The following is a 13,739-nucleotide window of genomic DNA, read 5'->3' as shown; positions in this document are numbered from 1 at the left end:
CCGGATGTCCGCTCGCCCACGAGGAGAAGGTGGTGTCGTTGCGATTTGCGATGTAGACATGATGAAAGAACATCATTTGTGAGTTGAAGTCACATGTCGCGCTTGTCGATCAATCGTTCGGGGGAGATGGCAGTTTTCGCCAAGGCGGTGGAACTCGGCGGTTTTTCGGCCGCCGCAAAGGTCTGCTGTATGACCCCCTCGGCCGTCAGCAAGCTCGTGCAGCGGCTTGAAGAAAGGCTCGGCGTCCGGCTCGTCAACCGTTCGACGCGGCGGTTGCAACTGACGGCGGAGGGCTGCGCCTTCTACGAGCGGGCGGTGCGCATCCTTGCCGATATCGACGAGGCGGAGCGCGAGGCGGGTTCAGGCGAGACGCCGGAGGGTCGCGTGCGTCTGAACGTCAGCGCTTCCTATGCGGTGCATGTGCTGATGCCGGTGCTGCCGGATTTTCTTTCGGCCTTCCCGTCTGTCTCGCTCGATATTTTGCAGACCGATGCCGTGGTCGACCTGATGGCGGAGCGGGCCGACATCGCCGTGCGCGCCGGTCCGCTGAAGTCTTCAAGCCTGATCGCCCGCAAGCTCGGCAGCACGTCGATGACGATCGTCGGCGCGCCGTCCTATCTTCAACGGTTCGGCACGCCCGTGAGCGTTGAGGATCTCGAAGCGATGAACAGGCTGAGCCATAGCTACGCCCGTTCGATCGATGGCTGGCCACTCCTGTCGAACGGAGAGACGATCACGCTGGCACCGACGGAGCAGGTCCGCGTGAGTGACGGCGAGGGCTTGCGCCAGCTTGCGCTCGCCGGCGTCGGCCTGGCGCGACTGCCGACGTTTACGGTCAAGGAGGATATCCGTTGCGGCCGGCTGACGGCGGTTGCCGAGCATTTGAACCCGGGCGACATCGAGGCCTTCCATGCGGTGTTCCACGGGCAGGGTGGAGCCCTGCCGGCGCGTGTGCGGGTAGTGCTCGATTTCCTGGCTAAGCGCGCGCGGATTTCATCGCCTTGAACGGCGAGTGCGCGGCTTCGTCCGGCTGGCCGCAGACGCGATTTCGGCCTTCGGACTTGGCGCGATAGAGTTCCGTATCGGCAAGTTCGATCAGGTGCTTCCAGCCACCGTCCGCGCTCCGGCCCTCGGCCACGCCGAAGCTGGCGGTAACATTCAGCTTCTGCCCGTCGGCAAGGACGATCGGTTCGCGTGCGAGGTTTACCCTGATCCTTTCGGCAAGGGCAAGGGCGGATTCGATGCTGTCGCCGGGCGTGATCACGGCGAACTCCTCGCCACCGAAACGGGCGACGAGATCGGAATTGCGCACGGAATTGCGGATGATGCGTGCGGTTTCCTGAAGCACGATGTCGCCGATCAGGTGGCCGTGGGTATCGTTGATCTGCTTGAAGTGGTCGATATCCATCAGGATCAGACAGGCGTCCTGATCCTTGCCGTCCGTGTCTTCCGCGCCGCCGATCAGCTCCAGTGCGCGGCGATTGAGCAGGCCGGTCAATTCGTCCGTTTCCGCCTGGCGCTCGAGATGCTGCATCAGCAGCGTGCGCTCGTCGAGGCGCTGGCGCAGGATGTCGATCGCATCGAACAGGCGCCCCATTTCGCCTTCTCCGCCCTTGCCCTGGAGGCGCGGGATCGGGCGGTCGTTGGCGAGCTCGATGATGCTGTGGCGCGCGAGGAGCAGCGGTTCGAAGACCAGCGAGCGGGCGCGGCGCATCAACACCAGGAGCACCAGGAAAAGCGAGAAGGTCGCAAGGCTCGCGACGGCGAGCTTGATCGACGCGCGCGTCTTGTTGGCCGACAGGCGCTCGACGGTCGAATCCATGAAGGCGCGACGCAGATCCTCAAGCGGCTTCATCTTCGGGACGAAAATGTCGGTGAGCTGTTCGGCGGTCAGCGGGTAGTTGCCAGAGCGTTTGCCGACGGCGACGATGTTGTCGATGATCGCAAAACCTTCGCCGAAGAATTCGCGGTCGATCTTGGCGAGATCGCCGATCTTCGCCGGATCGAGGCCGGGAAGCGCGCCCGGCTTGCCGACGATCGCCCAGACCTCCTGCAGCCTGCCACGTGTGCGCTCGCTGTCGGCCAGGTTCTTGATCGCGAGCGGCTTGCCGACGGCAACGGGCGCCATGACCTGCGAGCCGAGGCGACCACCGTCTTCACGCAGATTGGCGAGCATCTGGGCCGCAAGAGCAATGCCCGCAAGGTTCGGGTCCGTATTGGTCAGGCGCTGAATGTTCCAGTCGATCGCGGGGCGGAGCGCATCGATCACGCCGAACATGGCCTCGATCGACCCTTCGATTTCGGCCAGGTTCCGCTCTTCCGGCGGAAGGGCCGCAATGCGATCGACTTCCGCACGCGCAAGCATCAGCCGACGGTGCACCTCGACCAGGATGGGCGAGAGTGCGCCGGCCGGTTCGGAACGGCTGGCATTGTCGATGTCGGCGGTGATCTCGGCGAGTGCCGCGTCGCTGCGGGTACGAAACTCCGCCAGCCGCGCCTGAACGGTGGACCCGGGCGCTACGCCGAGGCCAAGCATGCCGTTCGACGGACCACGTTCGGCCGAGAGGTAGTTCGCGGCGTCGAGGACGCGGCAAAAGGCCATGACTTCCGTCAGATTGCGGCGCGCGATGACGAAATCGCTGTAGGACGCGGCGATGATTTCGGTCGCAAGAATGCCCGTGCAGGCAACGACAATGGCCACCAGCCATTGGAGCTTGCGTCGCAGGGCCTTGGCCGTGCGTGCTTCCCCGACGCCCATCTGAGGGGACGCATAGCTGCTGCCCTTATTGCTCATCTGCGCGAAGTTGCTCCACTCATGTCGTCGCTCGTCGTCTCGACAGTCACGACAAATTCTTGTCGCCCGACAAGAAACCCATCCGAAATCAGTGTGCTTGTCGCCCCTGTTATCGTATAAGATGTTAAATAAGCTTGAAATACCCTGAAATACTAGGGGCTATTCCGCAACCGAGGGATGCGCCCGGCGCAGGGCAGGCCATGGCTTTGGTGGCCTCGGTGTTCGCTTTCCGGTCCATGATCGCAATAAATCAGGCCCGTTTTCTTGCCGAAAGCGGGCCTGGACTTGGTCTGCCGTGATTTTACTTCTGTAACTCTTCACGGCAACGTGATCTGTGCTGCGCATGGCGTGCCTCGCGTCCCATCAAACCCTCAGAGGTTGCCGTGGCACTTTAATCTGCTGCGTGTCTCTTGTCTTAACTCGAGGAGCATTTAAGGAGACACGCAATAGTCTCAGCGCCTCGGCCCGACCAGTGCGAAGCGGGCGCCTTGCGGGTCGAGCGCCTGAACAATCCAGGCCCCTCCGGGGACTTCCATAGGCTCCAAAACGATCTTTCCGCCGCCAGCCTTGATGCGTTCGATGGCGGTATCGATGGCCGGCACGTTGATATAGTAGAGCCAATAGGGCGCGGGCACTTCCTTCGGCTTGGTCATCATCCCGCCGATCGGGGCGCCGCCATGGGCGAAGATCTGGTAGATGCCCATCTCGCCCATGTCCATGCCCTGGTCCTTGGTCCAGCCGAAGAGCTCGGAATAGAAGGGAAAGGCAGTGTCGAGGTCGCCGGAGGCAAGCTCGTGCCAGCCGATCAATCCGGGAGCCATCGGGTCGGTGACCGGCGGTGGATCGCCCGTCCCCTTGAAGACCGAGAACACCGCGCCGTGCGGGTCGGTGACGACGGCGAAACGCCCGATGCCGGGGATATCGTCCGGCGCCCGGTGCACCTTGCCGCCCTTGGCGGCGATGCTGGCGGCGGTCGCATCGACATCGTCGACGCCGATGTAACCGAGCCAGGCGGGCGGCACGTTCATTTCAAGCGCGCCTTCCGGCATGGTCATCAGGCCGGCCACCGGAATCTCGCCGACGTTGAACAGGGTGTAGTTGATGCCGGCCATGCCGGAATCGGCGGCATTCCACCCGACGACGTCCTTGTAAAACGTTTCGGCGGCCGCCATGTCGGTCGTCATCAACTCGTACCAAACGAATTTGCCGTGATCTGCCATTGCCTTCCTCCGATTGCCTTGGCGCGGCGTATTTCGCGCCGCTTGGTTGCCTGTTCGAATGAACTGTCGCCGGGTCAGCCTGACGGGACGTGTGATCGCAAAGCCGAAGGTCGGCCTCCAGCATCGCTTTCAATCCCGGCGCAGGTACTCCGCGGTCATCAAATCTTTCCAGCGTCCGTCCGCTGTCTGCATCTGCGCCGTCAGTAGCCGCCGGGATGGACCGTCAAGCGTGATGACATCACGATAGCGCGCGGTCCGGTCGGGGGTTTCGAAATCCGGCCCTTCGCAGGAGAGGGAGAGGGACGTGCCGGCCGCGTCCAGTTCGCCGTCATAGATCCACATGTGCTTCATCATCGATCCGATCCAGGTGCCGACGTAACGCCCGGTTTGCGGATTGAAGCCGAGCGTCATCAGCGTCTGGCCGAAACTGCCACCCGGCATCGTTCCCTGACCTTCGCAGACGATCCAAAGGCCCTCGAGGGACCGGACATGTTCGGTCCAGGGGCCGCTGCCGTCGGGCTCGCCATCGGATCCGGCCGTGCGAACGTGCCAGTCGCCCAGCAATTGCTCGAGCCAGCGGTGCGGTTCTTCCGGTTCTGCTCTCACGGGATTTCCTTGTTGGGCACAGGGTTCGTCCGGGCATAGGCAATCGGCCCGGCACGCGAGCGTTCTCACAACGATTTCGCGGGCGAAAAGTTCCGCCCGCGGCGGATGCGAAGGTCAGCCCGCCTTGCGGCCCGGTTCCCGGTCGTATTCGTCGTGGCGCCGGACGAAGTCCATCGTACCGTCTTCGTTGCGGCCCTTCGGTGCGCGGTCGAGCAGCATCAGTGTGCCCACCAGTTCCTCGAGCCCGCGGGCATAGGACGAATAGGTGTGGTAGACCGTGCCGTCCTCGCTCTTCTGGAAGGCGCTGAGACCGGGCAGTTCCTCATGCGCATTGGCGCTTTCGATGTCGGTGAAATTGTAATCGACCTTGCCACTGGCGAGTTCGTCTGCCGAAAAGGCGACATGGAAGTCATGGTTGAAGCCGTTGCCTTCCGCCGAGCACCAGGGGAAATGCCAGTCCATGCGTTTCTTGTAGGCTTCGATTTTGACCAGCGGCGCGTTCGATGCGGCGACCAGCGTGACGTCGTGATGGTTCAGGTGCGGCAGCATGCCGGCGAAGTGATCGACCAGGAAGGAGCAGCCGGGGCAGCCGGCCTCCCAGGTGGGGCCGAACATGAAATGATAGACCATGAGCTGGCTGCGGCCGTCGAAAAGCTCGGAAAGTGATCTGCGGCCCGCCGGCGTATCGAAGATGTAGGTCTTTTCCATCTTCACCCAGGGCAAGGCCAGCCGGGCGGCATTGACCTTGTCGCGTGCGTGGGTGTGTTCCTTTTCCAGCGCAAGCAGGTCTCTGCGCGCCTTTAGCCACTCTCCAGGCGATACCACTGCGTGGTCCTGTCTCATGCCCGTTCCTCCTTCCAACGTTGCACTTGACTATTTACGTTGATATCAACATTAATCGGTCATGTCAAAAATGCCGCTCGTTTCGTTCGATACCACCCTGCACGTGAAGGACACCTGCCTCTGCCTGCATGTGCAGCGTGCTGCGCGCGCCCTTGCCCGCCGGTTCGACGAGGGGCTGCGCCCTCTCGATATCACCAACGGACAATTCTCTCTGCTGATGTCGCTCAACCGCCCCGTAGCGCCCAATATGGGCTCGGTGGCATCGCTTCTCGCCATGGACCGGACGACCTTGACGGCGGCGCTGAAGCCGCTGGAACGGCGCGGCCTGGTCGAAAGCTTCCCGGATGCCGACGACCGGCGGTCGCGCCGATTGCGGCTGACGCCGGAGGGGCAGGGGCTGCTGGCGCGCGCCGTGCCGATCTGGCGGGACCTCCATGAGGCGCTCGATCCGGTCTTCGGGGACGGTGGTCCGGACCGCCTGCGTGCGGATCTCCTAAGGCTGGCCTGACCGGCAGTCGGTCAGTCCTCGGACGGCTCTGGTGTGGGGCGTTCCCTGAGTACTTCGATCACCTCGGCGATCAAGGCGGAAGCCTGGCGTAGCCGCCTTTCGCCGAGCGCGCCGCCCAGGCGGTCCGCCCAGGCCGCCTGCCGCTCCTTGATATCGTGCAGCGCCGTTTCTCCCGCCGCGGTCAGGACCATGAGTTTCGCCCTCTGGTGGGTCGGGTTGTCCCTGTAGGCGATCAGCCCTTCGGCCTCCAGGAGATCGGCGATGCGCTGCACTCCCTGGCGCGCGAGGCCGAGCGCGCGTGCCGCATCGGCTACCGACATCGGCGCATGGTTTGCCGCGGCCAGTACCTGCCAGCGGGCGCTCGTTTGTCCGGAAGGCTTGGCGAGCGCGTCGCCGGCCTGCGTCAAGGGGCCGGCCAGCCGCAATACCGATATGGCGAACTCCGCAAAGGCGTCTCCGGCGGGTGTCCGATCAGGATCTTTCATGTTGACAGCACCAGCGTCGTGTGAATGTTTATATGACATCATGTTGTCATGGTGTGATTGTTTCAGCAAGTCATTTTAGCAAGGGAGATGAGAGCATGGCGAGAAGGACTTACAGCGGCGGTTGCCATTGCGGCAAGCTCAGATACGAGGCGACTTTCGATCTCGATGCCGGGACGACGCGATGCAATTGCTCGTTCTGTGGCAAGGTCCGCTACTGGGGTGCGCAGGTCCAGCCGGAAGATTTTCGCCTCCTGTCGCCGGAAGACCAGGTTGGCCGGTATCAGTTCGGCGCCAAGGTTGGCAATCACCGTTTCTGCCCAGCCTGCGGCATCGCCTCCTATAGCCATGGTTATGTCGAGGAACTCGGCGGCGCCTATTACAGTGTCAATGTTGCCACGCTGGACGATGTCGATCCATCGGTCCTTGCCGAAGTGTCGGTGCAATATCTGGATGGCCGGAACGACCGATGGGATCAAACGCCCGCCGAAGTCCGTCATCTCTGACGCGTGCCGGTTCATAATTGACAATATGTTGTCAATATGGCACTTGCATTGCATGAGCTTCACCCGGCAGGCACATCGCCTGCCGGGTGGGCGGCAATATTGGGGGCTGACCGGCCCGCGAGCAGGAGCGACAGCTATGAAACTGACCTACAAAGGAAGCTGCCATTGCGGAAACATCCGCTATGAGGCCGATATCGACCTCGATGCCGGCACCGGCAAATGCAACTGCTCGATTTGCTGGAAGCGGCGCTACTGGGGGGTGGTCGTGAAGCCCGACGCTTTCCGGCTGCAGTGCGACGAAGCCAACATCGCCGACTACCAGTTCGGCAGCAACAGCGTGCATCACCGCTTCTGCAGGACCTGCGGCGTTGCCGCCTTCGGTCACGGCTACATCGAGGAGATCGGCGGCGCCTACTATTCCGTCAACGTCGCCTGCCTCGACGATCTCGACCCGGCGGTGCTGGCCGAAGCACCGGTGCAGTACATGGACGGGCGCAACAACAACTGGTTCCACGCGCCGGCCGAGACGCGCCACCTCTGACGCCCGTGGCCAAGCTGGTCACATCTTGCGAAATTCGAGGTGGTAGATGACCTCCTGGCCGGTTGCCGGGTCCACGCCCGGCGCACCATAGATCACCAGCTTGTCGCCTTGCAGGACAAAGGGACGGATCAGGTCGGAGACGCCCCAGGCCGGGTTCCAGCTTGCCTCGACATGATGGATGATCCGGCCGTCCTTGAGTGAATAGGAGCCGGAATAGGCGAGCATGGAATCAAACAGTGCCGCTTTTTCGTCGTGAGAGGGCACAAGCCCTTTGAGCTGTGGCCGATCGCGCTTCACCACGACGGCAGTCATCCGGCCATCCGGAAAATACGAGAGATAACCGATGGGGTCAGGGCCCATGGCATCGCTGACCTCGCCAGTGGCGACGACCTCGCGCGTCCAGGAAAGCATCTTCCAGGTGCCGAGCAATCCAGACTCGTCCGCCATGATCCACCTGTGTGATTTTAGGGTAAACTAAAATAACAGATGGTTCCTGTCCGGCAAAGCCGGGCCAATCCCTAGGACGAGATCAAAGAAAAGGGCCCCCGCCGCGCGGGAGCCCTTCGTTGTTTCTTGCGCCGCTCGGGCGCTGCCAGAACGTGGCTGGTCAGTGCTCGCCGAGGTCGCGCACGGCGCCACGGTCGGCGGAGGTGGCGAAAGCCGCATAGGCCTTCAGCGCCGTCGTCACCTTGCGCTTGCGCTGTTCGGTGGGCTTCCAGCCCTTCGCGTCCTGCTCGGTACGGCGGCGGCTGAGTTCCGTCTCGTCGACGCGCAGGCTGATCGTGCGGTTCGGGATGTCGATGTCGATCATGTCGCCCTCGCGCACCAGGCCGATCGTGCCGCCATTGGCCGCTTCCGGCGAAACGTGGCCGATCGACAGGCCCGAGGTGCCGCCGGAGAAGCGGCCGTCGGTGATCAGCGCGCAGGCTTTGCCGAGGCCCTTCGATTTCAGGTAGCTCGTCGGATAGAGCATTTCCTGCATGCCCGGGCCGCCCTTCGGGCCTTCATAGCGGATGACGACGACGTCGCCGGCCTTGATCTCGTTGGCAAGGATCGCCTTGACCGACGCGTCCTGGCTTTCGAAGACGCGGGCAGGGCCTGAGAACTTCAGGATGCTCTCGTCGACGCCCGCGGTCTTCACGATGCAGCCGTCGATGGCGATGTTGCCCTTCAAGACGGCGAGGCCGCCATCCTTGGAGAAGGGATGTTGGACCGAGCGGATGACGCCCTTTTCGCGGTCGGTGTCGAGTTCGTCCCAGCGCGCTTCCTGGCTGAAGGCGACCTGGGTCGGGATGCCGCCCGGTGCTGCGCGGAAGAAATTGCGGACCGTTTCGCTCGACGTGCGGGTGATGTCCCAACGGTCGATGGCGTCGCCGATCGTGGCGCTGTGCACCGTCGGGCAATCGCGGTTGATGAGGCCGCCTTTTTCCAGCTCGCCGAGGATCGACATGATGCCGCCGGCGCGGTGCACGTCTTCCATGTGCACGTCGCTTTTCGCCGGCGCGACCTTCGACAGGCACGGAACCTTGCGCGACAGGCGGTCGATGTCCGCCATGGTGAAATCGACCTCGCCCTCATGGGCGGCGGCCAGAATGTGCAGCACGGTGTTGGTCGAGCCGCCCATGGCGATATCGAGCGCCATGGCATTCTCGAACGCCTTCTTGGAGGCGACGTTGCGCGGCAGGACGCTGTTGTCGTCCTGCTCGTAGTGGCGGCGGGTGATGTCGACGATCAGGTGGCCGGCTTCGACGAACAGGCGCTTGCGGTCGGCGTGGGTGGCGAGCGTCGAGCCGTTGCCGGGCAGAGACAGGCCGAGGGCTTCGGTCAGACAGTTCATCGAGTTGGCCGTGAACATGCCGGAGCAGGAGCCGCAGGTCGGGCAGGCCGAGCGCTCGATGACCTTGACGTCTTCATCGGAAACATTGTCGTCGGCTGCGGCGACCATGGCGTCGACCAGGTCGAGCGCGTGCGTCTTGCCGTGCAGTACGACCTTGCCGGCTTCCATCGGGCCGCCGGAAACGAAGACGGCGGGAATGTTGAGGCGAAGTGCAGCCATCAGCATGCCGGGGGTGATCTTGTCGCAGTTCGAGATGCAGACCATGGCGTCGGCGCAGTGCGCGTTAACCATGTACTCGACGCTATCGGCGATGATCTCGCGCGAGGGCAGCGAATAGAGCATGCCGTCGTGGCCCATGGCGATGCCGTCGTCGACGGCGATGGTGTTGAATTCCTTGGCGACGCCACCGGCAGCCTCGATCTCGCGGGCGACGAGCTGGCCAAGATCCTTGAGGTGCACGTGGCCCGGCACGAACTGGGTGAACGAGTTCACCACCGCAATAATCGGCTTGCCAAAATCGCTGTCCTTCATGCCCGTCGCGCGCCAGAGGCCGCGGGCGCCGGCCATGTTACGGCCGTGGGTGGTGGTACGTGAGCGATAGGCAGGCATGGCATGTTCCTTCACGGACAAGGGGTATTGCTCGGGAATGGCGATCCCTGATCGCCACCGAATGGGCTACCTAGCGCAAAATTGCGTTCGCGTCATCTTTTGCGTCAGATTATTTCGACGCCGCGCGCGCTGTCGCGCCGGGCTTTCGCCTGTTCGGAAACCAAATCTAGACCGCGGCCGGCGTCTTCCACAACACCCACCGAAGCGCTTTACGGAAATCTTATGCCGGGCGCCCGAAGTCGCAATCGAAACCGGACGCCTGCCGGGTCTAGCCTTGCCGCATCGAACAGGGATGCGTGCCATGTCTCTCCAGGATTTCAACATCCGTCGTCATATTCTTCCGGCCCTGCGTAAGGTCGATGCGGACCAGGAGCTGACCGGCGGCGAAACGGTTGCGCAAGCGCTCGATGCGCTGATGCTTCGGCTGACCGCCGTTCGCCGCCTGCGCGAGCACCATGTCTGGGAGGCGGTACGGGTGATCGCGGACATGCCGGATCTGGCGGTTGGGGAATGGCCGTCGCGCCGGTTCCGTGAACTGATGGCCGCCGATGCACTGGTCGATGCCGTCATCCAGCTGACGTCCGCGACCGAGGCGAAACTGTGCCTTCGAACGCTCAATCACGAGTTCGGCCTGTGGACCTGCGCGCTGCGCTATCAGCCACTGGGCGCCGGCCGGATCACCTTCAAGGCGCGACATGCCGACCTTGCCGCGGCGATCCTTGGCGCCTTCCTGCGCTCTTGCCGCTGCCACCAGCTTGCGGCCGCTGCCGGCCGCGGCCAACTTTCCACCTGAAGGATACGTCCATGAACATGAATTCGCTGCGCCTCGAAGGGGCGATCACAGCACTCGTTACGCCGTTCCGGGACGGCAAGGTCGATGTCGTCGGCCTGATGTCTCTGGTCGAATGGCAGATCCGCCACGGCATTTCCGGCATCGTTGCCTGCGGCACCACCGGCGAAGCGCCGACGCTGTCGCGTGCCGAGCGGGCGCTGGTAATCGAACGCTGCGTCGAGGTGGCGGAGCGCAAGATCCCGGTTATCGCCGGCACCGGTACCAACGGCACCGCGACGACGATTGAACTGACGGCGGAAGCCAAGGCCCTCGGTGCCGATGCGGCGCTCGTCGTTGCGCCCTACTACAGCAAGCCGTCGCAGGAGGGGCTCTATCGCCACTTCGAGGCTCTGGCCGGGGCGGTGGATCTGCCCATCATCGTCTACAACGTTCCTTCGCGCGCCGGTGTCGATCTGGCGCCGCGGACGCTCGAGCGGCTGGCGGAGCTTCCGGGCATTGTCGGCATCAAGGATGCAACCGGCGACATCGGCCGTTTCCTCTCTTGTCCGGCGGCCGTGAAGACCGGGCTCCGTCAGCTCTCGGGTCACGACCAGACGGCGCTGCCGTTCAATCTCTGTGGCGGTCACGGCACCATATCGGTGGCATCGAATGTGGTTCCCCGGCTGATGGTGTCGATGCATCAGGCGATTGCGACCGGCAACGTGGCGGCAGCAATCGCCATCCACGAACGGCTGCGGCCGCTGCTTGTGGCGTTGGAGCGTGAGACCAATCCGGGGCCGGTCAAATACGCGCTGCACGTCGTGCGCGCGCTCAGCCCGGATGTTCGGCTTCCGTTGACCGGCGTCACGCCCGAAACGGCAGCCGAGATCCGCGCGTCTCTCGAACCGCTCACCGAAATCCGGGGCGAGACCCTGATCGGCCGCGGCGTGCGGATCTCGCTCGCGAGCTGAACTGGCGGCCGCCCGCATCTACCACCCGGCCTCAAACAGGCTCGGTCGGATTTTTCCCTGAACACCAAGGAGACAGATGATGTCACGCCTTCCTCACCTCGCCGCCCAGGCCGAACTGCGCCGGCGAACGCAAACTGCCGAGCACAGCGAAAGCCGTCGCGGCAGCGACACTGCCGTGCGCGACGCCTTTCTCGGCATCGGTATTCGGCTCGGGATCGTGCTCGGTCTCGCCTACGGCATCCAGGCCGCGATTCCGTTGATCGCCGGCTAACCACTTCCGATATCAACAGGAACATTCCACATGGGCAGTATGCAGCAGATCCGCCGCGGCTTTCTCGCGCGGGCACGTTTCGTCGTCGGCCGCGACCGGCACGGCTGGTGGGTCGTATCCGACCGCAAGGGCCTCGTCGGCGGCCTCTTTAGCAACGAGAGCGCCGCGATCCATTTCGCCGTCGAGGCGAGCGACCGGCATCCGGAGGAGGTGTGCCGGGCACCGGAAGGGGCGGCGATCGATCTCGATACGTTTTCGCGCGGGCCGAGCGCCACGCGACAGCGCCGGCGCCGCGCCTATGCCTGACGTCCAATAAGACAGAGGGGAACCCCGTCGGCTCGGAGCCGACGGGGTTGCTCGTGTCGGGACGCTGCGCTTCCGGACATTCAACCGAGCCAGGCGATCGCCTCGTCGATCAGCGCCACGATTTCCTTGGCGTGCGAGGCAAGGGAGGCGTGGCTGGCGTCGAGCGTGATGATCTTCTTCGCCTTGATGCGCTCGGCCATCCATTGTTCGGTTTCCGGCGGGATCATGTGGTCGTGGCGCGATACCTGGTACCAGCTGGGTTTCGTCTTCCAGGCGGGAGCCCCCGCCTTGTCCTCGAAGCAACGCCCGGCGATCGGTTTCTGCGCGACCGCCATGACCAAAGCTTCGGTCTCGCTCAGATCCTGGCCGAAACTCTCACGGAATGTATCCTGCGCCAGCCAGAGGAAGCCGTCTTTGTCGGGGCGGATGCTGGCGGCGCCGGACGGCGGATCGCGCCTTGCGAAGATGCTGCCGAGGCTGTCGCCCTCATCCGGCGCGAAAGCGGCGACATAGACTAGGCCGACGACGTTGGACGCGTGGCCGGCGCCGCTGATCACCGCGCCGCCATAGGAATGGCCGACAAGCAGCGTCGGACCTTCCAGCGATTCCGCCAGCTTGCGGGTGCGCTCGACGTCGTCGGCAAGCGAGGTCAGCGGATTTTGTACCGCCGCGATCCTGTAGCCCTTGGCGTGCAGCGGCGGGATCACGTGGCGCCAATGGGAGGCATCGCCCCAGGCGCCGTGTACAAGCACGATATTCTTGACTGCCGGCATGGTCCGTTCCTTTCGCTCGAATGGAGAGGTGCTCGGTTCGGCAGCACACTCGTCCCTGGAGAGGTGTGCGAGGATGCTGCCTGTCGTCTGTTCGGTGGCTTGCTCGGCCTTGCGCTCGGCGCTTGGCAAAGCGTTGAGATTGCAGCCCGAAATTAGGGCGACAAGACGTGCCTTCCATGACGCAAGCCACAAATTTTCGTGACGGAGGACCGCCCCATGCTCGGGTGGCCGCAACAGCAGGCGGTGTCAGCCATGTGGAGGAGGAACGGGGTCCCAGAGCGGCGTATTGGGGCTACGGGGCATCGCCCTGGGACCGGTTGCGTCCAGGAGGCGGGCTTGCTTCCGGGCGCATCGGCATCAAGTCACCGCGAAACCGATTCGACAATGCGCCCCGGACCTTTGCCGATCTCTGTCGGACCAAAGTCTGAGCGCCGGCTGTGGGCAAAGTGGTGGGCAGCGCTTTGATCGACGCCTTTGCGAATGCGCAAGCTGAAGGGGGAAGAAATAGGGGAAACGAGAAAAGGCCTTTCGATTTCTCGAAAGGCCTTTTGAATTCGAATGGTGGGCGTGACAAGGATCGAACTTGTGACCCCTACGATGTCAACGTAGTGCTCTCCCGCTGAGCTACACGCCCATCCGATGTGGCGCATAGACCACAAAAGCCGTTGTCGCGTCAATAGGGTTTTCGAAGGTTTTTTGA

16 protein-coding genes and 1 tRNA gene are annotated in these 13,739 nt (G+C 63.5%); 8 read left to right on the top strand and 9 right to left on the bottom strand.

Translation table 11 applies throughout. The annotated features are described in order from the left end of the window. The first annotated feature begins 93 nt into the window (after nucleotides 1–93). Nucleotides 94–1,005, top strand: coding sequence for a LysR family transcriptional regulator (locus L981_RS00410; RefSeq protein WP_043610695.1), 912 nt, complete (start codon nucleotides 94–96; stop codon nucleotides 1,003–1,005). On the opposite strand, the gene L981_RS00405 is transcribed toward L981_RS00410, so the two are convergent. The 4 genes from L981_RS00405 to L981_RS00390 form a co-directional block, all read right to left on the bottom strand. Further along, nucleotides 977–2,794 (bottom strand): GGDEF domain-containing protein, encoded by a 1,818-nt coding sequence (locus L981_RS00405; protein WP_082005832.1) that lies wholly within the window; start codon nucleotides 2,792–2,794, stop codon nucleotides 977–979. The genes L981_RS00410 and L981_RS00405 overlap by 29 nt on opposite strands. A 452-nt stretch (nucleotides 2,795–3,246) precedes the next feature. After that, nucleotides 3,247–4,014 (bottom strand): VOC family protein, encoded by a 768-nt coding sequence (locus tag L981_RS00400; RefSeq protein ID WP_043610694.1) that lies wholly within the window; start codon nucleotides 4,012–4,014, stop codon nucleotides 3,247–3,249. Nucleotides 4,015–4,143: 129 nt separating this feature from the next. Beyond that, nucleotides 4,144–4,620, bottom strand: coding sequence for a DUF1579 domain-containing protein (locus L981_RS00395; RefSeq protein ID WP_043610693.1), 477 nt, complete (start codon nucleotides 4,618–4,620; stop codon nucleotides 4,144–4,146). 114 nt (nucleotides 4,621–4,734) lie between these two features. Then, nucleotides 4,735–5,463: a thioredoxin family protein gene (locus tag L981_RS00390; protein ID WP_043610691.1), complete on the bottom strand. Its 729-nt coding sequence runs from the start codon at nucleotides 5,461–5,463 to the stop codon at nucleotides 4,735–4,737. A gap of 61 nt (nucleotides 5,464–5,524) precedes the next feature. On the opposite strand from L981_RS00390, the gene L981_RS00385 reads away from it, so the two are divergent. Continuing rightward, complete coding sequence (locus tag L981_RS00385) at nucleotides 5,525–5,971, top strand: MarR family winged helix-turn-helix transcriptional regulator (protein WP_043610690.1); 447 nt, start codon at nucleotides 5,525–5,527, stop codon at nucleotides 5,969–5,971. Nucleotides 5,972–5,982: 11 nt separating this feature from the next. Here L981_RS00385 and L981_RS00380 read toward each other — a convergent pair whose 3' ends face one another. Further along, nucleotides 5,983–6,456, bottom strand: a complete 474-nt coding sequence (locus L981_RS00380) for a MarR family winged helix-turn-helix transcriptional regulator (RefSeq protein ID WP_043610767.1) — start codon at nucleotides 6,454–6,456, stop codon at nucleotides 5,983–5,985. Between the two features lie 95 nt (nucleotides 6,457–6,551). Here L981_RS00380 and L981_RS00375 point away from each other — a divergent pair, with 95 nt between their 5' ends. Both L981_RS00375 and L981_RS00370 read left to right on the top strand, forming a co-directional pair. Then, nucleotides 6,552–6,959 (top strand): GFA family protein, encoded by a 408-nt coding sequence (locus tag L981_RS00375; RefSeq protein ID WP_043610688.1) that lies wholly within the window; start codon nucleotides 6,552–6,554, stop codon nucleotides 6,957–6,959. A gap of 136 nt (nucleotides 6,960–7,095) precedes the next feature. Then, nucleotides 7,096–7,500, top strand: a complete 405-nt coding sequence (locus tag L981_RS00370) for a GFA family protein (protein WP_043610686.1) — start codon at nucleotides 7,096–7,098, stop codon at nucleotides 7,498–7,500. Nucleotides 7,501–7,518: 18 nt separating this feature from the next. Here L981_RS00370 and L981_RS00365 read toward each other — a convergent pair whose 3' ends face one another. After that, nucleotides 7,519–7,947, bottom strand: a complete 429-nt coding sequence (locus tag L981_RS00365; protein WP_043610685.1) for a lipocalin-like domain-containing protein — start codon at nucleotides 7,945–7,947, stop codon at nucleotides 7,519–7,521. 160 nt (nucleotides 7,948–8,107) lie between these two features. Then, nucleotides 8,108–9,946: a dihydroxy-acid dehydratase gene (gene ilvD, locus L981_RS00360; protein WP_043610684.1), complete on the bottom strand. Its 1,839-nt coding sequence runs from the start codon at nucleotides 9,944–9,946 to the stop codon at nucleotides 8,108–8,110. A gap of 301 nt (nucleotides 9,947–10,247) precedes the next feature. Between ilvD and L981_RS00355 the strand changes: the two genes are divergently transcribed. From L981_RS00355 to L981_RS00340, 4 genes are all read left to right on the top strand, one after another. Further along, on the top strand, nucleotides 10,248–10,739 hold the full coding sequence (locus L981_RS00355) for a hypothetical protein (protein ID WP_156133929.1): 492 nt from the start codon (nucleotides 10,248–10,250) through the stop codon (nucleotides 10,737–10,739). 11 nt (nucleotides 10,740–10,750) lie between these two features. Further along, nucleotides 10,751–11,689 (top strand): 4-hydroxy-tetrahydrodipicolinate synthase, encoded by a 939-nt coding sequence (gene dapA / locus L981_RS00350; protein ID WP_043610678.1) that lies wholly within the window; start codon nucleotides 10,751–10,753, stop codon nucleotides 11,687–11,689. A gap of 79 nt (nucleotides 11,690–11,768) precedes the next feature. Next, nucleotides 11,769–11,960 carry a hypothetical protein gene (locus L981_RS00345; protein WP_043610677.1) on the top strand — a complete coding sequence of 64 codons (192 nt, stop codon included), beginning with the start codon at nucleotides 11,769–11,771 and terminating at the stop codon, nucleotides 11,958–11,960. Between the two features lie 30 nt (nucleotides 11,961–11,990). Further along, nucleotides 11,991–12,266, top strand: a complete 276-nt coding sequence (locus L981_RS00340; RefSeq protein ID WP_052201493.1) for a hypothetical protein — start codon at nucleotides 11,991–11,993, stop codon at nucleotides 12,264–12,266. An 80-nt stretch (nucleotides 12,267–12,346) separates the two neighbouring features. Here L981_RS00340 and L981_RS00335 read toward each other — a convergent pair whose 3' ends face one another. Next, entirely contained in the window at nucleotides 12,347–13,039 is a 693-nt protein-coding gene (locus L981_RS00335) for an alpha/beta fold hydrolase (protein WP_043610674.1), read from the bottom strand. Nucleotides 13,040–13,598: 559 nt separating this feature from the next. After that, nucleotides 13,599–13,673: transfer RNA gene (locus L981_RS00330), tRNA-Val, on the bottom strand. Between the last annotated feature and the right edge of the window lie 66 nt (nucleotides 13,674–13,739).

Origin of the sequence: Ensifer sp. ZNC0028 (assembly GCF_000799055.1) — a bacterium.
Lineage (GTDB): Bacteria > Pseudomonadota > Alphaproteobacteria > Rhizobiales > Rhizobiaceae > Ensifer.
The sequence above is the reverse complement of the archived record's forward strand: the minus strand, read 5'-3'. Positions and strand labels throughout refer to the sequence as shown.